The organism is Halorubrum aidingense JCM 13560 (assembly GCF_000336995.1).
Lineage (GTDB): Archaea > Halobacteriota > Halobacteria > Halobacteriales > Haloferacaceae > Halorubrum > Halorubrum aidingense.
On sequence record NZ_AOJI01000029.1, the window covers coordinates 122,383 to 145,944 of the forward strand.

Genomic DNA, 23,562 nt, shown 5'->3' on the forward strand with positions numbered 1-23,562 from the left:
CCCTCCGCAACGCCGATCGTCTGACGAGCCCCCGCCGCGGCGACGGTCATCCGACGAGCACCTCCACGACGACGACCGAGAGGAACAGGAACGCCATGCCGAAGACGTCGCCGAGCGTGGTGACGATCGGTCCGACGAGGTTGTCGGGGTCGTGGCCGTATTTGTAGCCGACGAAGATCACGAAGAGCAGCCCGAAGATCATGATAAAGGAGGTAAAGAACCCGGCGATGAGCATGATACCGACGAGTTCGACGAGCGGCGCGGACTCGCGTCCGAGCAGGACGAGCGCGACCCACGAGAGCACGCCGATGACGATCGAGATCGCGATTCCGTTGATAAATGACGCGAGGATCGCGTTCGTCAGCCGCTCGTTTCGCTCGAACTGCGGCTCGATGAGTCCCTGGTGGAGTCCGCTCGATATCCGCCCCCCGAGCGCTCCGTACACGTTCCCGCGAGTCGCGAGGAACACGGGCACCATCACGAGCAGGCCGGGGAACCGCTCGGCGCTCTCGAGCATGCCTTCGAGCACGAGGCCGGCGAACAGCCCGCCGCCGAGCGCGACGACGAGGACGGGGAGCGCCTCTCGGTAAATCGACCAAAAATCGCGGCGAACCCCCATGGATGGTACTGATCGATATTTCTGTTAAAACTACCGGAAGGAACCCCCTGGCGGTGAATCTCCCGTCGATCGCGGACCCACCGCAGCGGCCGCGGAACCGCCGTGTCAGTCGTTGAGGCGCACTGCGTGTTCGGTGACGATGCGGCCGAGCTTCCGGGTGCGCTTCAACAGGTCCTCGTCGCGGATCCGACCGTCGGCGTCGATGGCGGAGGAGGCACCGCGGATCCCGACTTCGTGGGGGACCGTCCAGGCGTGCACGTTCCGGAACGTCGATCGGAGGTGTTCGAGCGTCCCGCCGTAGGACCCGCCCCCGGCGGTCGCGAGCAGCCCCACGGCCGTGTTCTCGTACTCGTCGAACCCGCAGTAATCGTGGAAGTTCTTGAACGTCGAGGAGTAGGAGCCGTGGTAGACGGGCGTGCCGGCGAGCACGCCGTCGGCCTCGCGGACGAGCCGCGTCAGCCGCTCGCTGTCGCCCTGCGCGTCCTCGTCCGGGTGGTACAGCGGGAGGTCGACGGTCCCGAGATCGAGCAGGTCTGTCTCTGCGCCGGCGTCGGCCGCGGCGTCGAGCGCGACACGGAGCGCGGCCCGCGTCGTGCTCTCCGTCCGGCGACTGCCGGAAATGGCGACGATTCGCGTCATGCGACCGGTTCGTGGGTCGAGCCCAAAAACGCGACGGGTCCGCGGCGACGGCTCGGTCCGTGGCGGCTCGGCCGGCGACCGATCGGCTCCGCCGTCGCGCAAGGATCGCGACGGACACCGAGCCTTATTGTCTCCCCCGCCGACGTGACCGGTATGGATCAGATTTCCTTCGGCACCGACGGCTGGCGGGCGACGCTCGACACCTTCACCGACGACCGCGTCCGGATCGTCGGGCAGGCGGTCGCCGACCACCTCGACGCGGCGGGCCACGACGAGCCGGTCGCGGTCGGCTACGACGCCCGCGAGACCTCGGAGGGATTCGCCGAGAGCCTCGCCGAGGTGCTCGCCGGCAACGGCTTCGACGTGATCCTCCCCGAGCGCGACACCCCCACGCCGGTGATCGCGTACGCGATCGTCGACCGCGGGCTCGCCGGCGCCTGCATGGTCACCGCCTCGCACAACCCGCCGGAGTACAACGGCGTGAAGTTCATCCCGAGCGACGGCGCGCCCGCGCTCCCCGACGTCACCGAGGACGTCGTCGAGCGGCTCGCCGAGCCCGATCTGCTCCCCGAGGGCGAGCGGGGGGACATCTCCCGAGTCGACCTCGTGAGCGCCCACGCCGAGGCGGCCCGCGAGCTGGTCGGCGCCGACCTCGACGGGCTCACGGTCGCGTACGACGCCATGCACGGGAGCGGCCGCGGCGTCACCGACGCCCTCCTCGAATCCGCCGGCGCGGAGATCGTTCGGCTGCGCTGTGAGCGCGACGTGACCTTCGGCGGCGACTCGCCCGAGCCGAGCGCGGCGCACCTCGAAGAGCTGGCCGCGCTCGTGACCGATCCGGACAGCGACGTCGATCTCGGAGTCGCCAACGACGGCGACGCCGACCGGATCGCGGTCGTCACTCCCGAACGCGGCGTGCTCGACGCGAACCTCTTCTACGCCGCCTGCTACGACCGGCTGCTGGAGGACGACTCGGGACCGGCCGTCCGCACCGTCTCGACGACGTTCCTCGTCGATCGCATCGCGGAAGCGCACGGCGAGGACGTGTACGAGACCCCGGTCGGGTTCAAGTGGGTCGCCGAGGCGATGGGCGAACACGACGCGCTGTTCGGCGGCGAGGAGTCGGGCGGGTTCACGCTCCGCGGGCACGTCCGGGAGAAGGACGGCGTGTTGATGGCGCTGCTCGCGGCGGGCACCCACGCCGCGGAGCCGTTCGACGACCGGGTCGACCGCCTGCTCGACGAGCACGGCCACATCGCGGCCGGGAAGGTGTCGCTCGACTGCCCCGACGACCGCAAGGCGGGCGTCCTCGCCGACCTGGAAGACCACATCCCCGAGTCGGTGGCCGGTCACGCGGTCGCGAAGGTCGTCACCCTCGACGGGTTCAAACTCCTCTTGGAGAACGGGTCGTGGCTGCTCGTCCGCCCGTCCGGTACCGAGCCGAAGCTCCGCGTGTACGCCGAGGCCGACAGCGACGACGCCGTCGACACCCTCCTCGCCGAGGGACGCGAGATCGTCGAGCCGCTCATCTGAGGGCGAGAGGCCGAGGGTGTCGGGGGCCCCGGAGCGTCGGGCGTGTCGGGAGCGTCGACGACGGCGGACGACTTTCAGTTTCGCCTTGGATTCGGCTCGAATATTTATAAATTAACGTTGTATCGTCACGTGCGGCCCGTGGCCCGGCCGCGTCTCAGCCATGCAGGACGATCCACACACTGCGAGAGCCGACGGTATCGAATCCGACGAACCGCAGACCGCCGCCGAAAGATCGACGGCACCGGGAGAGAGGGATCGGCCGGCAGCCGGGGAGAGACAGGGTGACGAGGACCGGCCGACAGCCGGGGACGGATCGGCGGACGAGGACCGGCCGACAGCCGGGGACGAATCGCGAGCCGATGACCACGATCCTCCCCCGGGGTCCGACGGGCACGCATCGTCCCCGGAATCCGACGACGACGACCGCGACCGAGCGGAGACGGATTCCGAGCCCCTCGCGTACCGGCTAGAGCGGCTTCGACTGTGGCGCACGCTGGTGACGCTCGCGGTCGTCGTCGGCCGGTTGATCCGGTCGCTTTGAGCGGTTCCGCGCCGCTCCGATCGGGTGCCTTTTTAGGTGATACCGCCCTAGCCGAACGTATATGTTCAAGGCCATCGTGGGCGCGTCGACGTTTCAGGACGCGCTCGATTCGGTGAGCGTGCTGGTCGACGAGTGTAAGATCCGCCTGAACGAGGAGGAACTCTCGATCCGGGCCGTCGACCCGGCCAACGTGGGCATGGTCGATCTCACCCTCGAAGCCGCGGCGTTCGAGTCCTACGAGGCCGACGGCGGCGTCATCGGCGTCAACCTCGCTCGTCTGGAGGACATCGCCGGCATGGCCAACTCGGGCGACCTGATCCACCTCGAACTCGACGAGGAGACCCGCAAGCTCCACATCGAGATCGACGGGCTCTCGTACACCCTCGCGCTCATCGACCCCGACTCCATCCGTCAAGAGCCGGACATCCCGGACCTCGATCTCGCCGCCGAGATCGTCGTCGAGGGCGCCCAGATCGACCGCGGGATCAAAGCCGCCGACATGGTCTCCGACCACATCCGCCTCCGCGTCGACGAGGCCGACGAGATCTTCTACATCGAGGCCGAGGGCGACACCGACGACGTCGACCTCGCGCTCACTCGCGAGGACCTCATCGCGCTCACCGCCGGCCCCGCGGACTCGCTGTTCAGCCTCGACTACCTCAAGGACATGAACAAAGCGATCGCCTCCGACGCCGAGGTCACCATCGAGCTCGGCGAGGAGTTCCCGGTCAAGCTCCACTACGGGTTCGCGGAGGGGCTCGGGCAAGTGACGTTCATGCTCGCACCGCGCATCCAGAGCGACTAACGCGGCCGAATACGGCGTTTCGGGGCTTTTAAATCGTACGTAAAATTCGCTTACTGTTCAGCGACGACCGGAATCCGTACCGTCACGGTCGTCCCGCGCGGCTCCCGGTCGGCGTAGTCGACCTCGGCGCCCAGCGCGGCGGCCCCCCACTCGACGACCCAGAGCCCGAGCCCGGAGCCGTGTTCGAGCGCCGTTTCACGGCCGGACTCGACCGCCGTAACCTCGTGGTCGGGGATTCCCGGCCCGTCGTCGGCGACGGTGAGGACGAAGTGGTCGGCGCCGGTCCCGCCCTCCACGTTCCCCCCATCGGCGTCGGCTCCGTCCTCGGCGTTCCCGCCGTCGGCGCGTTCGCCCGCCTCGCGCCGGAGTGACACCCGGACCCACGGCCCGCCGTCGGCGCGCTCGGTCCCCGCGCCGTCGTGGTGATCGATGGCGTTCTCGACGGTGTTCTCGACGACCGCGCGGAGCGCGTCGGTTCTGAGCCGAGCCGTCCAATCCTCACCGTGATCGGCGGCGCTGTCGACGCTGCCGCCGCTGTCGACGTTGCGGGCCTCGATCGCGAGGTCGACGGTCGCGTCTGGATCGCGGTCGCGGGCGTCGTCGACGACCGACGCGACGGTGTCGTCGACCGCGACGGCGCTCGGCTCGCTCCCGGAGACCAACCGCTCGACGGTGCCGGCCTTCTCGCCGAGCGCGGCCAGCGCGCCGGCTCGGCGCTCGATCGCGTCCGCCATCCGGGCCAGTTCGGGGTCGTCGAGCCGCTCCGCGAGCAGTTCGCCGTAGCCGTGGACGACGCCGGCGTCGTTCCGGAGGTTGTGCCGGAGGATGCGGTTGAGCACCTCCAACTGCTGGCGGCGGCGCTCGCGCTCGGTCACGTCCGAGAAGACGACCGTGTACCCGACGTGGGTCCCGTTGGGGTCGGTCAGCGGCGACGTCGACACCGCGTACGTGCGCCGAGCGATGCCGTCCCGGGCTTCGACCGTGACCGTCTCGCGGGTGCCGTCGCCGTGACCGTCACCGTGACCGTTGCCGTGGTCGTCACCGTGACCGTCGCTCCCGTCCGTTTCGGCGGCGGGGCGGTCGTCGTCGAGCCCGGGTACCGTCACGAACGCGTCGAGCGGGCGGTCGCGCGCGGTCTCGGCGTCGACACCGAGCAGCGACTCGGCGGCGGGGTTGAGCCGGACGATGCGGTGGTCAAGCGCGAGCGCGGCGATGGGGTCGGCGAGGTCGTCGAGCGCGGTGCGCTCCGCGGCGCGGCTGGTGGTCGGGTACCGGTCGAACATCTCTGCGCGGCCGAACGCGTAGGCGTCGAGCAAGACGTGCGGGACGAACAGGATCGGCGCGAGCTGTAGCTGCGGGACGGGACCGAGTTCGAGCGTCCACGCGACGAGCGCGAGCCCCGGCGGCAGCGAACTCAACGCGACCGCCGCGCTCTCGCGGCGGTACAGCGGGCCGTAGCTGAGGAGGGTGTCGAGGAGCAGGAACACCGCGCTGGCGACGAGCACCGTCTCCACGGCGACGACGAGGTACGCCCACGGGCCGAAGGCGTACGAGACGGTCGCGACGTCGAAAACGGGGTCGAGACGGAACCCGGTCCAGAACCACCCGTGGATCGGGTTCGTGGCGAGAACGGCAGTAGAGAGGAGTCCGAACCCGACGACGGCGGCGAAGAGACGTCCCCGAATCACGTCGCTCCGGCCGGTGTACTCCAGCGCGAACCCGAGAAACGCGACCCCGGTCCAGACGATCCCGAGCCACGTCGCCGCCTCCAAGAGGGGCCGGAGCGTCGGGTCGGTGACGAGAAGGCCGACGCCGTAAGAGAGACACCAGATCGCCTGCGCGGCGAACACGCCGAGGAACCAGTCGACGCCCGGACGACCGCGGTGTTCGCGGATCGTCCACGCGAGCGTGAGCGCCCCCATCCCACCAGCGACGGAGACGACGGCAGGCCACGCGGGGACGACGTCGAAGACCATGCGTCGGCTACGACGGCGACGGGCGGCGTAAACCTATCGCGGTCACGCGGTCGTCTCGGCGGCGGAGCGCCGCGCGAACGCGACGGCGACGGGGACGAGCAGCACGGCCCCGATAAGGAACGGCGAGGCGACGGCGACCGTGTACAACACCGCCATCAGCGGTGGACCGACGGTCCGCCCGAGGCTCGATGCGCCCTGTGTGACGCCGAAGGCGGCCCCCTGTTCGGCGTCGCCGGCGGACGCCGAGACGAGCGTCGCCAGCGAGACGTTGACGAGGGCGTTGCCTAACGAGAGCATCGCGAGCGCGACGAGGAGCGCGACGAGCGGGAGCGTGAGCCACGCCGGACCGCCGAGGGCGACGCCGCCGACCGCGCGGTCGACGAGCCCGGTCGTCGGGATTGCGACGAGCGCTCCGCCGAGGATCACGGACCCGACGGCGACGAGCGTTCGAGAGGGGACGATCCGCGAGAGCCGGCCGACGAGCACGCCCTGGTTCACCGCGCCGAGGACGCCGACGTAGGTGAGCAGGAACGCGGCGGCCGTCGCGTCGTAGCCGAACGCGTCGGCGACGTACGGGATGAACATCACCTGCACGCCCGCGAACGCGACGGCGACGAGGAAGTACGCGACCGTGAGCGGGCGGAGCGCCGCGGAGGCGAGCGCCCCGCGGAACTGACCGATGGCGGTCGTTCGGGCGGTGGGCTCGTCCGAGCGGTCGCGCGTCGGCTCTTCGAGGAAGAGGCCGCCGACGCCGACCGCGAGGAAGCTCATCCCCGCGGCGGCGAAGCTCGGCAGCGAGTACGGCGTCGCCGGGATGAACGCCGGAAAGAGCGCGTCGGCGCGGGCGACCACGGGGTCGGCGGCGAGCAGGCCGCCGATCGCCGGCCCGAAGACGAACCCGAGCGCGAAGGAGGCCCCGACGAGCCCGAGCGCGCCCGCCCGGCGGTCCCGCGGGGTGATGTCGGCGACGTACGCCTGCGCGGCCGCGATGTTGCCGCCCATCGCGCCCGCGAGCGTCCGGGAGGCGAACAGCGTCGCCAGCGCGGCTGTCGTCCCGAAGCGCGCGCCCGACTCCCCGGCGTAGCCGAACGTCACCCACGCGACCCCCGCGGTCGCGAGCGACGCGAGCAGGACGGGTCGGCGGCCGATCCGGTCTGAGATCCGCCCGAGCGTGGGCGCGGCGAGGAACTGTGCGAGCGAGTACGACGCCGCGAGCAGCCCGATGAAGGCGTCGCTGACGCCGAACGAGCGCACGTAAAAGGGGAGGATCGGGATCACGATCCCGAAGCCGACGAGGTCGATGAAGACGACGCCGATCACCACGGCGAGCGCGCGGCGGGGATTCGAGACGGCCGGAGGGCGATCGGTGGGCTCGCCGCCCGCCGGCCCGAGCGACGCCGTTCCGGCTTCCGGGTGTGTCACGGTGGCGAGACGTCGCGCTGAAACTTAAAAAGGGGGACGTGAGAGATCGCTGCCGCCGACGGCGGAGTCGTCGCGTTCTCCGCGGTCGGCGCGGTCACCGCGATCCCGGCGGGGTGAGCGATCTACAGATGCCGCTCGATGACGCGCTTCGCGGCCTGTCCCTTCTCCTTCCAGCCGTAGCCCTCGTCGTACACGTGGCGTTTCGAGTCGACGAGTTCCTCGGGGGTGGACTCCTCGAAGCCGCCGCGGTCCCACGCGCCCGACTCGCGGAGCCACTCGACGACGTTCTCGCGAGTCTCGGGCCACGAGAGCCCGACCATCTCGTACCACGCGACCATCGCGAAGACGGCGTTGTCGTGACAGCCCGGGACGGAGCCGTGCTCGTAGACGGTGCGCATCGGGTCGCGGGTGGGTTCGGAGACCAGCTCTTTGAACTCCGCGGCGGTGAGCAGCCGGAGCCGGTCGCCGTCCTCGACGACGCGCTGTTCGCGTTCCAAGGCGCCGAGCGCGGCCTTGTGGAGCCCGCCCCACTCGCCGTGGACCGCCTCCCGGAGCGTGGACTCCGCCATCCCGTCGGGCTCGGCGGTGAGGACCGTCAACAGGTCCGTGTACGCCTTCTCGATGGTCGGCCAGCTCACGCCCTCGAAGTCGCAGTCGGCGTCGTGGAGGCTGTTGGTCGTCCGACAGCCGGGACACGGGTAGCGAAACGTCGGCACTGAGCGAGTGTGCGTCGCCGCCGGAGTTAGGGTTTTCGCGACGCGATCCGCCGAGATAGTTATATACGTTCGTGATGTTTTCGAAACGTTTACTCGCCGTCCGGTCCCGACTGCACACGGTATGACAAAAGTCAGCGTCATCGGTGCGGCGGGGACCGTCGGAGCCGCGGCCGGCTACAACCTCGCGTTGCGCGACGTGGTCGACGAGCTCGTCTTCGTCGACATCCCGGACCAGCGCGAGACGACGATCGGGCAGGCCGCCGACACGAACCACGGCGTCGCCTACGACTCGAACACGACCGTCCGGCAGGGCGAGTACGCGGACACCGCCGGCTCGGACGTCGTCGTCATCACGGCCGGGATCCCGCGGCAGGAGGGCCAGACGCGACTCGATCTGGCCGGCGACAACGCCCCCATCATGGCCGACATCGGCTCGTCGCTGGCCGAGTACAACGACGACTTCGTTACCGTCACCACCTCGAACCCCGTCGACCTCCTCAACCGACACCTGTACGAGGCGGGCGACCGCGACCGCCACCAGGTGATCGGGTTCGGCGGGCGGCTCGATTCGGCGCGCTTCCGCTACGTCCTCTCCGAGCGCTTCGACGCGCCCGTGAAGAACGTCGAGGCGACGATCCTCGGCGAGCACGGCGACGCGCAGGCGCCCGTCTTCTCGAAGGTGCGCGTCGACGGCCGCGACCCGAGCTTCGACGCCGACGAGAAAGAGCAGATCCTCGCCGACCTCCAAGAGTCCGCGATGGACGTGATCAGCCGGAAGGGCGCCACGCAGTGGGGGCCGGCCACCGGCGTCGCCCACACCGTCGAGGCGGTGCTGAACGACACCGGCGAGGTGCTCCCGTGTTCGGTCGTGCTCGACGGCGAGTTCGGCTACGAAGACACGGCCCTCGGCGTGCCCGCCAAGCTCGGCGCGAACGGCGTCGAAGAAGTGGTCGAGTGGGAGCTCGACGAGTACGAGACGGAACTGCTCGACGAGGCCGCCGAGAAGCTCTCCGAGCAGTACGAGAAAATCGCCTAACGAGACGGGGCCACCGTGTAACGAGACGGGGCCACCGTGTAACGAGACGGGGCCACCGTGTAACGAGACGGGGCCACCGTGTAACGNACGGGGCCACCGTGTAACGAGACGGGGCCACCGTGTAACGAGACGGGGCCACCGTGTAACGAGACGGGGCCACCGTGTAACGAGACGGGACGATCGCCGCGTCCCGTACGATCGCTGACGCAACCCTTACGCGTCGTGACCGTCAAAACAGGGTATATGACCGACGAACGCGACGACGACCGCCACGAGTTCTCCGCCGGGCAGGGCGTCGACGCCGACTACGAGGAGTTCACCCTCGACCCCGAGGAGATCGACGCCGACCCTAACACGGTCGACCCCGTCGACTCCCGCGTCCTCACCGACATCCTCGACCGACGGAACGTCGAGAGCGACGCCATCGACGTGGAGCGCCTGATCGACGTGGGGCTCTCGTACATGGGGATCAACCGCTACGAGGAGGCCACGGAGACGTTCCAGCGCGCGGCGCAGTTCGCCGAGGAGGACTCGCTGGAGGCCCAGGAGGCCTGGGTGAACAAGGGGGCGGCCCACGCCGAGTTAGAGGAGTTCGACGAGGCGATCGGCGCGTACGAGGAGGCGCTGCGGATCGACGACGACTCCGAGCACGCGGCGACCGCCGAGACCAACCTCGCGTACGCGCTCTGGGAGTTCGGCCGCACCGAGCAGGCGCTCGAACACGCCGAGCGCGCCGTCGAGACCGACCCGCGCTTCGCCGAGGCGTGGTTCAACCGGGGGTTCCTGCTGGTCGAGCGCGGGCTCGCCGAGGACGCCGTCACCTGCTTCGACAACGCGATCCGCCTCGGCTACCGGAGCGCGGGCGTCTTAGAGGAGAAGGCCCGCGCGCTCGAAGAGGCGGGCGAACACGAGCAGGCCGAGGAGGTCGCCGACCGCGCCGAGGAGATCCGTCGCGAGGCGGAAGGCCAGATGGTCGAAGAGCAGGCGGCGCAGGGCGGAATGGGCCAAGGCGGCCGCGGCGGGATGGGCGGACAGCCCGGCGAGCCCGGTGGGGCGGGGCGCGGCGGAGCGGGGCGCGGCGGAGCGGGGCGCGGCGCCCGCGGCGGTTCGGGCGACGAGCCGGAGCGCGAGCTGCAGGGCGAGGGTCCCGAGGGCTTCTAAATGCTGCTCCGCGAGCGCGAGACGCCCGAGGGCCGGCTCGTCTCGGTCTGTGACGCCGACTGCCTCGGTGAGACGTACGACAACGGTCGGGCCACGATCACCGTCAGCGAGGAGTTCTACGGCGGCGAGGACGCGGTCGAGGCGACCGCCGAGGAGGTCGTCGCCGGGCTCCACCGCGCGCAGGTCGCCAACATCGTCGGCACGGAGGCGGTCGGCGTCGCCGTCGAGGCCGGCCTCGTCGACGAGGAGACCGTCTTGGAGTTCGACGACACCCGACACGCACAGCTGCTCTGGCTGTGAGCGATCGCCGATGAAGCGACTGACGAGAGCCGAGTTGGCCGAGCGCGTGGGGCCGCGACCGCCGGCGGACGCCTTCTGGAGTCGCGCAGTCGCGGCCGAGATCGGAACGATCAGCGTCGGCCCCGAGGTCGTCGGCGACACCGACCGCCGAGCGCGAGAGAACCGGAGACGGCGCGGCGAGACGGGCGACGACGGGCCGCTCTCGCCGGGCGACATGATCGACCTCGCCGAGCACTCGTTCGTCGTCGTCGCGGTCGAGGAGACGCGATCGGGCGGTCGGCGCTATCGGATCGAACTCGTCGAACCGCGGCGCACCGGCTGAGAGGGGAGCGCGGGGCGGAACGAGGAATGCGGAGCGGAACGAGGAATGCGGAGCGGAACGAGGAATGCGGAGCGGAACGAGAGTCAGAACGCAGCGCGACGCGTGGCGACGGCCGGTTCAGAGGTCCGCGACGTCTTCGATCGCGTCGGTCAGCTCTTTGACGCTCTCGACGGTGTGTTCACCCATGTGGCCGATGCGGAACGTCTTCTCGCCGAGCTGCGAGCCGTAACCGTTCGAGAAGGCCATGTCGTACTTCTCGCTGACTTCGTCGATCGTCGCGGCGACGTCGATCCCCTGCGTGTTCTCGATGCAGGCGACCGTCTGGGACTCGTAGCCCTCCTCGGGGAACATCGCGAAGTGCTCGTCCGCCCAGTCGTGGACGTACGCCATCATCTCGCGGTGGCGCTCGTCGCGGGCGCGGTGGCCCTCGTCGAGCATGTGTTTCATCTGCTTGCGGTACGCTAACATGATCGGGATGGCGGGCGTCGAGTGCGTCTGACCCTTGCGGTCGTAGTAGTCGATCGTCCGGCGGAAGCCGCCGTACCACGAGGAGGTTCCCTTCTCGACTTCGCGGTCGTAGGCGTCCTGACTGACGACGCAGACCGCGAGCCCCGGCGGCATCGCGAACGCCTTCTGCGTGGAGGCGAAGATGACGTCGATATTGTGGTCGTCGATGTCGACGTAGTCGCCGCCGAGCGCGGAGACGGCGTCGACGACGAAGTAGGTGTCCGGGTAGTCGGCGATCACGTCGCCGATCTCCTCGATCGGATTGCGGACGCCGGTGGAGCTCTCGTTCATCACCGTCGCGACGACGTCGTAGTGCTTGTCGGTGGATTCGAGCGTCTCGCGGATGTCCTCGGGCTTGACGGCCTCGCCCCACTCGTACTCCAGTCGGTCGACGTCCTTGCCGAGGCGTTCGGCGACGTTGGCGTGGCGCTCGCTGAAGCTCCCGCAGGTCGGCACGAGGATGTTCTCGTCGACGAGGTTGAGCGTCGACGCCTCCCAGAACTCCGTGCCGGACGCGGTGAGGATGACGACGTCGTTGTCGGTGCCGAGGAACTCCTTCGTGTCCTCGACGATCGTCGTGTAGAGGTCGGTCATCCGGTCCATCCGGTGGCCGAACGGCGACTCCGTCATGGCCTCGATGACGTCCTCGCGGACCTCCGTCGGCCCGGGGATGTACAGCGTCTTGTCCGTGTAGTCGTCTCGGTATTCGCGTTTTGTCGTCACTGGGTCCACCTGTTGGTTAATAGCGCGACGCGCGACGGTATGGTCCTTGTGATACGTTCAAAAAGCGGCAACGTGGACGGGCGGTGGTTTTTATAAGCGAACGAGGGCTGTCGCGGTGGCGCGCTCCGGTGAGCGCCGCAACGCGGCGTGAACCGAGCGCGAGGGAGTCGCTGGCGCCGTCGGCGCCAGCGACGAGGCTGGGGAGGTGTGAGGTGCGGGGCGGCGCGGGACGGCGCGGAGCTGTAGAAGTGCTCACTGCGCCAGCAACGATTTATAAGCGATCGATCGGGACGGTGACGCCGCTCACCTCGCCGGCGGCCGCCTAGCCCCAGTGCCAGAAGTGATCGCGGCCGCCGCCCTCGACCGGGTCGGTCCGCTCACGGAGGTCGGCGACGTCGTCCGCGGTGGGTTCGTGGTCGTCCGGCAGCGCCTCCATGCACTCGAAACAGAGGAAGAACTCGGAGCCGTCCGAGAGCTCCACCGTCATCCCCTGTGTCGACTCGAACGCGAAGTTCCACAGGTCGCCGATCCCGCCGGCGATCCTGACGGACCGCTCGCAGACGTCACACGACTCCGAGGCCATAGGCGGGGTAGCGACTCCGTGCGCTAATGCGTGTCGGGACGTGGCGGGCGTCGTTGAGGGGTTCCACGGCGCGGAGCGCGTCGGCGTCGACGTCGTCCCGGCTGTTCGCTTATAAATGGAGAGAGCGATCGGTTGTGGCTACCTCGAAAACCCCGCCTCCGCACCTCACACCTCCCCAACCTCGCCGCTCGCTCCGCTCGCGGCGTCCCTCGCGCTCGGCTCGCGCCTTTAACAGGCGCTCACCGGAGCGCGGGGCGAGAGCAAGGCTCTCGCTTGCAGCCGGCGCGGAGCGCCGGCGACGCCACCGCATCGTTTACTTATAAATTACCGTCCGTCACGCCCCGTCAATCGTCGATCACGTGCGCGTCTCCCGGGTCGAAGCCGACGACGACCTCGCCGGAGAGCGGGTCGCGCGTCCGAACGAGGAGGTCCCGACCGCCCCAGTCGAGCGTCACGCGCGTCGTCTCACCGAGGAACTCGGCGCTCGCGACGGTCGCCCGAAGCCGGTTCTCGCCGCCGTCGATCCGGAGGGCCTCGGGCCGTACGCAGAAGACGAGGCGGTCACCGACGGCGGGGGCGTCGCGGTCGTCGGGGACGTCGCGGTCGTCGGGGACGTCGCGGTCGTCGGGGACGTCGCGGTCGTCGGGGGCGTCGCGGTCGGCGACGGCGACCCGCAGCGTCTCACCGCCGATGTCGACGCCGACGGTTCGAGGGGCGCCGTCGCCGCCCGCGTTGTCCCCTGCCGCGTCGCTCTCCACCGCGCCGCCCTCTGCCGTGTCGCTCTCCACCGCGCCGCCCTCCGCCACGTCGACCACCCGGCCCGCGAACACGTTGTTGTCGCCGACGAACTCGGCGACGAACCGGGTCGCGGGCTCCCGGTACACCGTCCGCGGGGGCGCGACCTGCTCGGGCGCGCCGTCGCGCATCACGGCGACGCGGTCGGAAATCGCCAGCGCCTCCTCCTGATCGTGGGTGACGTAGACGGTCGTGATCCCGAGTTCCGACTGGATGCGCCGCACCTGCACCCGGAGGCGCTCGCGGAGCTGCGCGTCGAGCGCGCTCATCGGCTCGTCCAAGAGCAGCAGGTCGGGACCGGGCGCGAGCGCGCGCGCCACCGCGACGCGCTGTTGCTGACCGCCGGAGAGGCTCTCCGGGTCGCGGTCGGCCGCGTCGGGGAGATCCACCAGTTCGAGCAGCTCCGCGACGCGCTCGTCGCGCGTGACGCCGCCGGGCGGGTCGGCGAAGTTGAGCCCGTACCCGACGTTCTCGCCGACGCTCATGTGCGGGAACAGCGCGTAGTTCTGAAAGACGACGCCCACGTCGCGGTCCTCCGGCGGGACCCCGGCGACCGACTCGCCGGAAAAGCGGACCGTCCCCGCGGTCGGCTCCTCGAAGCCCGCGATCAGCCGGAGCGTCGTCGTCTTCCCGCAGCCGGAGGGGCCGACGAGCGTGAAGAACTCGCCCTCGCGCACTCGGAGGCTCACGTCGTCGACGGCGGCGGTCTCCCCGTAGCGTTTGCTCACGCCGTCGAGTTCGACGGCGGGGGGAGCGTGGTCGGTAGTCGCGGCGGCCGCGGCGGCGCCCGTGGCCGCCTCCTCAAAGTCCACGGTGTTCACCCCCCAGCCGCTCGATGACGACGAAGCTGAGCCCGGTGACGACGAGTAAGACGACGCCCATTGCGGTCGCCGGTCCGAGCCGCCTCCCGATGAACCGTTCGATGGCGACCGGCATCGTGTACGCGTCGGCGCCCGTCGCGAGCACCACCGTCGCGGTGAACTCGCCGATCGAGATGGCGAACGCGAACGCCGCGCCGGCGACGACCGCCGGCCACACGAGGGGGAGTTCCACGTCGCGGATCACCCGCGGTCGCGAGGCGCCGAGCGCTCTCGCCGACTCGATCAGCGAGCGGTCGAGCCCCTCCAGCCCCGGCGCCACCGTCCGGACGACGAACGGGTAGCCCGCGATGGCGTGCGCGAGGACGATGGCGACCGAGCCGGCGACCGCGATCCGCCACCCCGCCACCTCGATCCCGAAGACGAGCCCCCGCAACAGCCCGAGTCCGACGACGATCCCCGACACCGCGAGCGGCGCCATCGCGGCCGCGTCGACCAGCTTCCGCCCGCGGTACCGCCGGGTCGTCAACACCGCGACGACGACCCCCATCGGGAGCGCCAATAGCGTCGCCCCGGTCGCGAACAGCAGCGAGTTGCGGATCGCGGGCCACGGCCGCACCTGGAACGCCGCTCCCGTCTGCTGGCGGTCGAGGAGGAACCGGTAGTGCTCCAGCGTGAGCGCCCCGTCGCCGCCGGTGACGCTCGCGAGGATCATCGAGGCGATCGGCGCGAGGAAGACGAGCCCCGCGACGACGAGGTACGCGGCGAGCCCGACTCTCGGGAGGAATTTCCGAGCCGTCGGCGCGGACGGCAACAGAGAGTGGCGCGGGAGCGGCCGCGCGCCCCGCGACCGCACCGTGTTGCGCGCCTCGTAGCGGAGGTACGCGAGCAGGACGCCGAGCGAGATGACGAGCTCGATGATCGCCAACGCGGCCGCCTCCGCGTAGCTCAGGTCGCGGACGAGCCGGTAGATGAACACCTCGACGGTCGCCAACTGGAACCCGCCGAGCGCGAGGACGATGGGGAAGGTGCCGAACGTGAACACGAACGTGAGCGCCGCCCCCGTCAACACGGCAGGGTACAGCTGCGGCGCGACCACGTCGTAGAACGCGCGGAGCGGCCCCGCACCGAGGCTCCGAGCGGTCTCGACCGCGCGGGCGTCGACCGACTCCCACGCCGCGGTCGTCACCCGGGCGACGAGCGGGGCGTTGTAGAAGGCGTGCGCGATGACGATCGCTTCGAGGGTGAACAGCAGGTCGACCGGCGGGAGGCCGAGCGCGCCGAGGACCGCGTTCAGCGTCCCGTTGCGCCCGAACGTGGCGACGAACCCGACCGCGACCATGATCGAGGGGAGCACGAACGGGACGATCGTTAGCGACCGCAGCGTCCGGCGGCCGGGGAACTCGAAGCGCGCGAGCAGGTAGGCGGCCGGCAGCCCGAGCGCGACGCTGGCGACCGTCGACAGCGCGGCCTGGTACGCGGTGAACCCGACGATCCCGAGCCGGCGGTCCGGCGAAGCGAGGTCGCTGGCGACCGCGATCGGCGACTCGCCCGCGAAGAGGCGCGCGAGCTCGCCGAAGTAGAACGGGTCGCGCAGGATCTCCGCGAACACGCCGAGCGTGACCGCGCCGTCGACGCGGACCGCCTCGACGAGGACGGTGCCGACGGGGTAGTAGAAGGCGACGACGAGCGCGGCGCTCGTCGCGACCGCGAGCAGCGTCAGGAGACGCCCTTCGAGGCGGTCGCGGAGGGAGCGAGCGCCCCGACCGCGACGGGAGTCGCTCACGACGGGGCCTCAGTTGCCGGCGAACTGTCGTTCCCAGTCGGAGATCCACTCACTGAGGGACCCTTGGAGCTCGTCGTACGTGAACGTGACCGGATCGGCCGGCTCCTGTGCGAGCTCGCGGTAGTCGTCCGGCAGCTCGGCCGTGTCCGTCGCCGGGAAGGCGACGTTGCGCTGGGCGATCTCTCCCTGGACCGCCGGGTCGAGCATGAACGACATGAACTCGCGAGCGAGCGCCGGCTCGTCGGCGTCGGCGAACGCGGCCATCCCCTCGGGGGTCGCGTACGCCTGATCGTTCAGGAAGCGAATCTGGTGTTTCTCCAGGTCCTCGCCCGCGTCGGCGGCGAACACTTGGTCGGTGGAGTACGAGACGACCATCGGCGCCTCACCGCCGCTCCACGCCGTGTACGCGTCTTCCCACGAGCCGAGCACCCGGACGTCGTTGTCCTGGAGATCGGCCCAGTAGTCGAGGTAGTCGTAATCGGCGTCGCCGTCTTCGCCCTCGACGGCGCCGTCGGGACCGTCGCCGAACCGGCGGACGGTGTGGAGGAGGAAGGCCCGACCGGTCGCCGATCCGCCCGGGTTCTGCGCGATGAGCGCGCCCGCGTGCTCCTCGTCGAGGAGCCCCTCGAACGTCTCGGGCGCCTCGGTCGCCGTGCCGTCGTAGACGAGGCTGACGTACCCCGTGTCGAACGGGACCGCGCGGTCGGCCGGGTCGAACAGCAGGCCGTCGCGGACGTCGTCGAGCCCGTCGATGTCGCCCGCCTCGGCGAACAGCCCGTCGTCGAGCTCGGCGTCGATCCGGACCAGGTCCTCGGTGTTGAAGCCGACGTAGACGTCGGCGTCGATCTCGGCGTCCGACTGCGCGCGCTCGATGTAGTAATTGATCTCGTTGTCGGGGGTCGCCCATTCGAGCTCCGCGTCGAACCGGGATTCGAACTCCTCTTTGAGCCACTCGCCCGGGCTCACCGACGGCGCGTCGATGAAGCTGCTGTAGGTCGCGACCGTCAGGGTCGGCGCCTCCCCGTCGCCGGAGCCGTCGTCGTCACCCCCCTCGTCGTTTGAGCCGTCTCCGGAGCCGTCGCCGTCCGTTTCGTCGTCGCCGGAGCCGTCGTTACCCCCGTCGCCGGTCCGTTCCGCGCTACAACCGGCGAGCGCGACGGCGCCGGCCGCGCCGCCGAGCGCGAGGAATCGCCGGCGGGTGTGCTGGGGGCTTCGAGCGGGCTTGGAGCGTCGAGCGTCCTTGGAGCGTCGAGCGTCCTGATCGCGTTGATTCCGTCGATCGGCCGCGGCCTCGTCGTTGGTCATTACTTGGTTGTTACACCGAGTGGTACATAAGCGATCGGTGTCGTTGTCGGCCCCGATCAGCAACACGAGCGGCGACGACGACGCACCCCCGAACCGACCGGTTTAATCGGCGCCCGCGACTCCGAGACCGTATGAGCCACTTCCCCGAGTTCGAGGTCGTGCCGGCCGTCGACGTGCAGGACGGCGAGGTCGTCCAGTTGGTCGGCGGCGAGCGCGGCACCGGCAAGCGGTACGGCGACCCCGTCGAGGCGGCCGAGCGCTGGATCGACGCGGGCGCCGAGACGCTCCACCTCGTCGATCTCGACGGCGCCTTCGAGGGCGAGCGCGTCAACGCCGCGGCGATCGAGGCGGTCGTCGATCACGTCCCCGACGCGGTCGGCCTCCAACTCGGCGGCGGCATCCGCACCGCCGAGGGCGCCCGCGACCTCCTCGATCTGGGACTCGATCGCGTCATCCTCGGGACCGCGGCGGTCGAGACGCCCGAGATCGTCGCCGACGTCGACGAGACGCACCCGGGAAGCGTCGTCGTCAGCCTCGACGCGAAGGACNCAGAGATGTGTATAAGAGACAGGGACCGAGGGCACCGGGCTCGATCCGGCCGAAGCCGCCACCCGCTACGAAGAGCTGGGCGCCGGTGCGGTCCTCTTTACCAACGTCGACGTCGAGGGCCAACTGGAGGGGATCGACCGCGAGGCGGTGGCGGCCGTGGTCGACGCGGTCGAGATCCCGGTGATCGCCTCCGGCGGCGTCGCGAGCGTCGACGACGTGGTCGCGCTGAAGGAGGCCGGCGCGGCCGCGGTCGTGGTGGGAACGGCGCTGTACGAGGGCCGATTCACGCTGCGAGAGGCGCAGGCGGCGGCCGACGAGGTCTGAGCCGCACGAGTTGAATCGCCGCGGTCACTCCGCGGACGCGTCTGTGGCCTCCGGTCGCTCTCGCTGCACGACGAGCACCGGTCCGAGGAACCGCTCCGCGACCTGTTCGGCGGGCATCCCGAAGACGAACGTGGTGACCGACGGGTCCGTCTCACCCATGATCACCGCGTCGTGCGCCTCGCCGCGGCCGGAAATCGCGTCGACCGGAGTCTCCGTCTCTTCGATGAGAATCTCGACGGCGTCCGCGTCCATCCCGCGCTCGACGAGGTCGGCTCGCACTCCGTTGAGGAGCGTCTCGGCGTCTTCGTCGGTCTCTCCCTCGCCGAGGACGTGGTAGAGCGTCACCGCGATCTCGGTGCCGGCGAACAGCCCGGCGACGAGCCGCGCGATGCGATCGACGCCGACGGTCCCGCGCACGGCGACGAGAACGGACTCGACGCGCTCGGCGCTGTTCGGAACCAGCACGGCGAGACAGTCGTACTCGTAGATGAGCCGATCGACCGTCGTCTGCTTGTCGTGCGTGAACACGAGTCGCGTCTCGGCGGTCGCGCCGACGGCCTCCAGCGCGCCGGCGAACTCGCCGAGCTTCGACATCGCCGTCTCGCCGAACTGCTCGCGCGCCTGCTCGGTCGCCGTCTGCTCGGGGAGGACGTGGTACCCCAACAGGACGACGTGAGCGTTCGCGAGGAGTTCGGTGGTGCCGGCCGGGAGCGACTCGCCCTCCAGCACTTCCAGCGGGACGAGGACCGTCGGCCGGTCGGTCTGTGGCTGTTCGTCGCCCGCCGGCGGCTGTTCGTCGTCCGTCGCCGGCTGTTTGTCGTCCGTCGCCGGCTGTTCGTCTCCCGTCGGCGGCTGTCCCCCGTCTGTCGGCGTGCGTGGATCTGTCATGTTCAGAAGTCTCCCTTGAGTTCGACGTCGGCCGCGTAGTAGCGGTACCACCCGTACGAGGCGATCATGACGGCGGCACCGACCCCGATCGACGCCGGCTGCATGAACGCGATGAGCGCGAAACTCGCGAGCGCCCCGGCGCCGGCGACCGCGAGACCCGCCGGACACCGGAACGACGGCGCGTACCAGTCCGGCTGCTCGCGGCGAAGTTGAATCAGCGCGACGCAGATCAGCCCGTACATCACGAGGTGGAGGAAGGAGGCGACCTCCGCGAGCAGTTCCACCTGCCCGGTCGCGGCGAGCACGACGATCGGGCCGCCGGCGAGCCCCAAAGCGACGTGCGGAGTCCCGTACTGGAGGTTGAGCCGGCTCGCAGCGGTGGGGATGAGGTCGTCGCGGCTCACGGCGTACACCGCCCGCGAGGCGCTGAGGATGGACGCGTTCGCGCTGGAGAACGTCGCCAACAACCCCGCGACGACGATGGCGATCGCCCCCGGGAACCCGACGAACTCGCGGGCGACCTCGACCATCGCGGTCTCGCCGAACTCGCCGAGGCGAGCGCTGCCGAACGCGCTCGTCGCGACGAAGATGGTGGCGACGTAGAACACCCCGACGACGAGCACGGAGGCGACCATCGCCAGCGGGAGGTTCCGAGACGGCTCCTTGATGTCACCGGCGACCGTCGCGACCTGCGCGAAGCCGAGGTACGAGGTGAACACGAGCGCGGCGGTCTGGAGCACCGGGAGCAGCCCGCCGGGCGGGAAGAAGCGCTCCGGCGTGCGCTCCGCGCCGAACACTCCCAACGCGTCGAGCCCGCCGTAGCTTAAAAAGAGCGTGAGGATGATCAGCAGGACGACGACGATCGCGTTCTGCAGCGACGCGGTGTTCTCGGTCCCGAAGAGGCTGAGCACGGTGAGTCCGACGCCGAACGCGACGCCCAGGGGGACCGCCGGGTTCACCGGCAGCGCGATCCCGGCTTCGAGGAACACCTGTCCGGCGTAGCTGCCGAGCCCGACGAGGTAGAACGCCGACGCGAACACGAGTCCGAGCCAGAGCCCGAGCCCGACGATCGCGCCCGGAGCGGTGCCGAGCCCGCGGGAGATGAAGAAGTAGCCGCCGCCGCTGCGCGGCATCGCGGTCGCGAGCTCCGAAGTCGGCAGCGCGACCAACAGCGCGACCACCGCGCCGATGGCGAACGACAGCGAGGCGGCCGGGCCGGCGTTCTCGGCCGCGAGACCGGGGAACACGAAGATCCCGGCGCCGATCATCGTTCCGATACCGATCGCGAGGCCGCCGGTGAGCCCGATCGTCCGTTCGAGTTCCCCCTCGCCGGTGTCGGCGTCGACGACGTCGGCGATCGGGTCGCTGCCGGGCGCGGGCGGCGAGTCGGCGGTCACGCCGGCGTCGGGATCAGGGTCGGCGTCGGGCGCAGCCGACGGGTCGGGAGCGTCCATGCCGGGTGAGATCACACCCGGCGGGCGCAAATAGCCACCGCCCGTCCACCCGCAATTCACTTACGAGCCCCCGACGACCGGACCGTATGAGCGACCACGATCGGACCGCGGCCGTCTCCCGCGAGACCAGCGAGACGACGATCGATCTCACCTTCGCGATCGACGGCGACGGCGACAGCGAGGTCGACACCGGGATCGGCTTTTTCGACCACATGCTCGAGGCGTTCGCCAAACACGGCCTCTTCGACCTGACGGTGCGCTGTGACGGCGATCTGGAGATCGACGACCACCACACCGTCGAGGACGTGGCGATCTGCCTCGGCGAGGCGTTGGAGGAAGCCCTCGGCGACAAGCGGGGCATCCGGCGGTACGCCGACCGGCGGGTCCCGTTGGACGAGGCGGTCGCGAGCGTCGTCGTCGACGTCGCCGGGCGCCCCTACTACGAGTTCACCGGCGAGTTCTCACAGGAGTCGGTCGGCGAGTTCACGAGCGTCATGGCCGACCACTTCGCCATGTCGCTGGCGCAGAACGCCGGGCTGACGCTCCACGCCGAGGTCGTCCGCGGCGACAACGCGCACCACGAAGTCGAGGCACTATTTAAATCGCTGGCCCGGGCGCTCGACGACGCGACCCGTCTCGACGAGCGGCGCAGCGACACCCCGAGCACGAAAGGCGAGTTGTAGCCGGAGAGTGCGATCGGCGACCGCACGCCCTTTTATACGCTAACGCCGTCCGCCGGCGATCGCTTATAAGCATGCGTGTCGTTGTCTCTCATAGACACGATGGACCTCCACTGCGAGGGCTGTGCCGGCTGCTGTGTCGACTGGCGGCCGCTCGCGCCGGACGCCGCCGGCTCCGACCGCGCCGGACGCCGCCCCCCGCTCGACGACGCCTATGACCTCGTGTCGCTCACCCGCGACGAGGTCGCCGGCTTCGTCGACGACGGCCTCGGAGACGTGCTCACGCCCCGGCTGTTCGTGGCCGACGACCGCGACGAAACGGTCACCGTCGACGGCGTCGACCTCGCGGCCGTCGGCGACCGCCCGGTCTTCGTGATCGGGCTCCGGAAGCCGCCGAAGCCGGTGGCGCCGATCGGTACCGACGAGCCGCGCTGGCTCGACGCCTGCGTCTTTCTCGATCCGACGACCCTCCAGTGCCGGATCCACGACGAGGACCGCTACCCGCGGACCTGCTCGACGTATCCCGGCCACAACCTCGCGTTAGACGCCGAGACGGAGTGCGAGCGCGTCGAGGCCGCCGGCGGCGGCGACCGCCTCCTCGACGACGCGCCGCCGTCGGACCTCCCGCCGCCGGCGTTCGGCCCGCAGGCGCTCGGCACGACCGTCTTCGCGTACCCGGACGTGGACGCCCTCGACGGCACCGGAATCGTCGACCGGATCCGGGACGGGACGCTCACCGCGGCCGACCGTGCCCGGTTCGTCGGCGCCGCCGTCGGCTCCAGCCCGGGCTCGCTGACCGTCGATCCGGATCGGACGGCCGACGCCCGGGCCGCCGCCCGCGACGCCGACTCGTGGGCGGGACGGGCGGTGCGGGCGTGGACGGAGCGCGCCGGGACGGAGGCGAGCCTCGTCGAGGCCGATTCCGAGACGCGGGAGCGACTGGTCCGCGAACTGGAGGACGACGCGGGCGCGCCCGAGACGCCGGGATGGTGAGACGGGGGTGAGGGCGGGACCGAGAGACGACGGCCGAGCCGGAGCGACCGTGGCTCCGCGATCACCCGCCGTGCTTGCGGTACCAGACGCGCTCGCCGACGGGCGACTCCCCCTCGGCGATCGGGAGCCGACGCGAGAACAGGTCGCGGACCGCGAGCGTGACGACGAGTTCGACGGTCGTGGACGGAGGGGGTTCGGCGCCGTCGTCCACCTCGGGTTTGGGTCGAACGGTCACGACGCAGTGGCCGTCGCGCTCGGCGATCGACTCGATCACCCCGACCGACCACCGGTCGACGTGGTGTGACGGCTCTCTGGCGTGGATCCGGTCGTGGTTCACGCGGGACCTCCGCTCGCGGTCTCGTGCTCGTCTCCGTCCCGCTCAGCGCGCCGCACTGCGATCGCCCCTTCGCAGGTGCACTCGACCTCGCACTTCGGGCACTCCGCGGCGGGCCGGTCGAGCGGCTCGCGGTGGATCGTCTCGTAGCCGTGGCGGTCGAACAGCCGCTCCGGGGAGTCGTCGCCGCCGTGGAACCACGAGTCCGCGAGAAACAGGTCGACGCCGCGCTCCGCGCCGATATCGTGCAGTCGTTCGAGGAGCCGGCTCCCGATCCCCCGGCCGGTCGCGTCGTCCCTGACGTAGCCCATTTCGAGGTGGCCGTACCGATCGGCGGCGGGGATCAGGCCGGGGTCGTCGAAAAAGTACATCTCGTCGGCGACAGCGGCCGGGTCGGCGAACTCGCGGAGCGCCATGACGCCGAGGATCGGGCCGTCTCCGTCACTCCCGGCGGCCGTGTCGGCGCCGGTGTTCACCTCCGCGTCGTCGCCGGTGTCCACCTCCGCGTCGTCGCCGGTGTCCACCTCCGCGTCGTCGTCGCCGTCCACCGCCACGGCGACCAAGACGTGGTACGTCGGGTCGTCGAGCCCGAGGTCGACGTCGTAGGTGCTCCCCTCGCTGAAGTGCGCGGTGATGAGCGCCGCCAACTCGTCGGCGTCGCCCGGTCTCGGGTCGCGGATCGCGATCTCGTCCATTCGTCGGATGGTACGGCCCCGTCGACAATAGGGGCGCGGTACCGGCCCCCGATGAGAC

The 23,562-nt window shown here is 70.4% G+C and carries 23 protein-coding genes and 1 pseudogene; 10 read left to right on the plus strand and 14 right to left on the minus strand.

Annotation, left to right across the window (positions count from 1 at the left end):
* Positions 1–46: 46 nt before the first annotated feature.
* Positions 47–619, minus strand: coding sequence for a magnesium transporter (locus C461_RS12630; RefSeq protein WP_008001836.1), 573 nt, complete (start codon positions 617–619; stop codon positions 47–49).
* Positions 620–724: 105 nt separating this feature from the next.
* Positions 725–1,258 carry an NADPH-dependent FMN reductase gene (locus C461_RS12635; RefSeq protein ID WP_008001837.1) on the minus strand — a complete coding sequence of 178 codons (534 nt, stop codon included), beginning with the start codon at positions 1,256–1,258 and terminating at the stop codon, positions 725–727.
* Positions 1,259–1,411: 153 nt separating this feature from the next.
* Here C461_RS12635 and C461_RS12640 point away from each other — a divergent pair, with 153 nt between their 5' ends.
* From C461_RS12640 to C461_RS12650, 3 genes are all read left to right on the plus strand, one after another.
* The gene (locus C461_RS12640; protein WP_008001839.1) at positions 1,412–2,791 is read left to right on the plus strand and encodes a phosphoglucomutase/phosphomannomutase family protein; all 1,380 of its coding nucleotides are present in this window, start codon (positions 1,412–1,414) and stop codon (positions 2,789–2,791) included.
* Between the two features lie 160 nt (positions 2,792–2,951).
* Entirely contained in the window at positions 2,952–3,332 is a 381-nt protein-coding gene (locus C461_RS12645) for a hypothetical protein (protein WP_008001841.1), read from the plus strand.
* Positions 3,333–3,393: 61 nt separating this feature from the next.
* Positions 3,394–4,137 carry a DNA polymerase sliding clamp gene (locus tag C461_RS12650; protein WP_008001843.1) on the plus strand — a complete coding sequence of 248 codons (744 nt, stop codon included), beginning with the start codon at positions 3,394–3,396 and terminating at the stop codon, positions 4,135–4,137.
* A 50-nt stretch (positions 4,138–4,187) separates the two neighbouring features.
* Here the strand turns inward: C461_RS12650 and C461_RS12655 are convergent, their stop codons facing one another.
* The 3 genes from C461_RS12655 to C461_RS12665 all read right to left on the minus strand — a co-directional run bounded on the left by C461_RS12655 (position 4,188) and on the right by C461_RS12665 (position 8,251).
* Positions 4,188–6,113 (minus strand): histidine kinase N-terminal 7TM domain-containing protein, encoded by a 1,926-nt coding sequence (locus tag C461_RS12655; RefSeq protein ID WP_008001845.1) that lies wholly within the window; start codon positions 6,111–6,113, stop codon positions 4,188–4,190.
* 42 nt (positions 6,114–6,155) lie between these two features.
* Positions 6,156–7,535: an MFS transporter gene (locus C461_RS12660; protein ID WP_008001847.1), complete on the minus strand. Its 1,380-nt coding sequence runs from the start codon at positions 7,533–7,535 to the stop codon at positions 6,156–6,158.
* A gap of 122 nt (positions 7,536–7,657) precedes the next feature.
* Positions 7,658–8,251: a DUF7474 family protein gene (locus tag C461_RS12665; RefSeq protein ID WP_008001850.1), complete on the minus strand. Its 594-nt coding sequence runs from the start codon at positions 8,249–8,251 to the stop codon at positions 7,658–7,660.
* 121 nt (positions 8,252–8,372) lie between these two features.
* Between C461_RS12665 and mdh the strand changes: the two genes are divergently transcribed.
* The 4 genes from mdh (at position 8,373) to C461_RS12685 (ending at position 11,070) form a co-directional block, all read left to right on the plus strand.
* Positions 8,373–9,287, plus strand: a complete 915-nt coding sequence (mdh, locus tag C461_RS12670) for a malate dehydrogenase (RefSeq protein WP_008001853.1) — start codon at positions 8,373–8,375, stop codon at positions 9,285–9,287.
* A gap of 243 nt (positions 9,288–9,530) precedes the next feature.
* Positions 9,531–10,448 carry a tetratricopeptide repeat protein gene (locus C461_RS12675; RefSeq protein ID WP_008001854.1) on the plus strand — a complete coding sequence of 306 codons (918 nt, stop codon included), beginning with the start codon at positions 9,531–9,533 and terminating at the stop codon, positions 10,446–10,448.
* The gene (locus tag C461_RS12680) at positions 10,449–10,748 is read left to right on the plus strand and encodes a DUF424 domain-containing protein (RefSeq protein WP_008001855.1); all 300 of its coding nucleotides are present in this window, start codon (positions 10,449–10,451) and stop codon (positions 10,746–10,748) included.
* 10 nt (positions 10,749–10,758) lie between these two features.
* Complete coding sequence (locus tag C461_RS12685; RefSeq protein WP_008001856.1) at positions 10,759–11,070, plus strand: hypothetical protein; 312 nt, start codon at positions 10,759–10,761, stop codon at positions 11,068–11,070.
* Positions 11,071–11,187: 117 nt separating this feature from the next.
* Here C461_RS12685 and C461_RS12690 read toward each other — a convergent pair whose 3' ends face one another.
* The 5 genes from C461_RS12690 to C461_RS12710 all read right to left on the minus strand — a co-directional run bounded on the left by C461_RS12690 (position 11,188) and on the right by C461_RS12710 (position 17,587).
* Complete coding sequence (locus C461_RS12690) at positions 11,188–12,300, minus strand: pyridoxal-phosphate-dependent aminotransferase family protein (protein ID WP_008001857.1); 1,113 nt, start codon at positions 12,298–12,300, stop codon at positions 11,188–11,190.
* 322 nt (positions 12,301–12,622) lie between these two features.
* Positions 12,623–12,883: a DUF7561 family protein gene (locus C461_RS12695; RefSeq protein ID WP_008001858.1), complete on the minus strand. Its 261-nt coding sequence runs from the start codon at positions 12,881–12,883 to the stop codon at positions 12,623–12,625.
* A 344-nt stretch (positions 12,884–13,227) separates the two neighbouring features.
* Positions 13,228–14,499, minus strand: a complete 1,272-nt coding sequence (locus C461_RS12700; protein ID WP_008001859.1) for an ABC transporter ATP-binding protein — start codon at positions 14,497–14,499, stop codon at positions 13,228–13,230.
* Complete coding sequence (locus tag C461_RS12705; RefSeq protein ID WP_008001860.1) at positions 14,480–16,282, minus strand: ABC transporter permease; 1,803 nt, start codon at positions 16,280–16,282, stop codon at positions 14,480–14,482. Before C461_RS12705 ends, C461_RS12700 begins: the two co-directional genes overlap by 20 nt.
* A 9-nt stretch (positions 16,283–16,291) precedes the next feature.
* On the minus strand, positions 16,292–17,587 hold the full coding sequence (locus C461_RS12710; protein ID WP_008001861.1) for a thiamine ABC transporter substrate-binding protein: 1,296 nt from the start codon (positions 17,585–17,587) through the stop codon (positions 16,292–16,294).
* A 131-nt stretch (positions 17,588–17,718) separates the two neighbouring features.
* Between C461_RS12710 and hisA the strand changes: the two are divergent.
* Positions 17,719–18,460, plus strand: a pseudogene (gene hisA / locus C461_RS12715) (1-(5-phosphoribosyl)-5-[(5-phosphoribosylamino)methylideneamino]imidazole-4-carboxamide isomerase).
* Positions 18,461–18,484: 24 nt separating this feature from the next.
* On the opposite strand, the gene C461_RS12720 reads toward hisA, so the two are convergent.
* Both C461_RS12720 and C461_RS12725 read right to left on the minus strand, forming a co-directional pair.
* Entirely contained in the window at positions 18,485–19,348 is an 864-nt protein-coding gene (locus tag C461_RS12720) for a hypothetical protein (RefSeq protein ID WP_008001865.1), read from the minus strand.
* Between the two features lie 2 nt (positions 19,349–19,350).
* The gene (locus C461_RS12725; RefSeq protein WP_008001867.1) at positions 19,351–20,802 is read right to left on the minus strand and encodes an APC family permease; all 1,452 of its coding nucleotides are present in this window, start codon (positions 20,800–20,802) and stop codon (positions 19,351–19,353) included.
* A gap of 86 nt (positions 20,803–20,888) precedes the next feature.
* On the opposite strand from C461_RS12725, the gene hisB reads away from it, so the two are divergent.
* A complete protein-coding gene (gene hisB / locus C461_RS12730; RefSeq protein ID WP_008001869.1) occupies positions 20,889–21,485 on the plus strand; it encodes an imidazoleglycerol-phosphate dehydratase HisB in 597 nt (198 codons plus the stop codon).
* Positions 21,486–21,584: 99 nt separating this feature from the next.
* A complete protein-coding gene (locus tag C461_RS12735) occupies positions 21,585–22,475 on the plus strand; it encodes a YkgJ family cysteine cluster protein (protein WP_008001871.1) in 891 nt (296 codons plus the stop codon).
* Between the two features lie 61 nt (positions 22,476–22,536).
* On the opposite strand, the gene C461_RS12740 is transcribed toward C461_RS12735, so the two are convergent.
* Positions 22,537–22,812, minus strand: a complete 276-nt coding sequence (locus tag C461_RS12740) for a DUF7861 family protein (protein WP_008001873.1) — start codon at positions 22,810–22,812, stop codon at positions 22,537–22,539.
* Positions 22,809–23,504 carry a GNAT family N-acetyltransferase gene (locus C461_RS12745; protein ID WP_008001875.1) on the minus strand — a complete coding sequence of 232 codons (696 nt, stop codon included), beginning with the start codon at positions 23,502–23,504 and terminating at the stop codon, positions 22,809–22,811. The genes C461_RS12740 and C461_RS12745 overlap by 4 nt, the downstream gene beginning before the upstream one ends.
* Positions 23,505–23,562 lie beyond the last annotated feature (58 nt).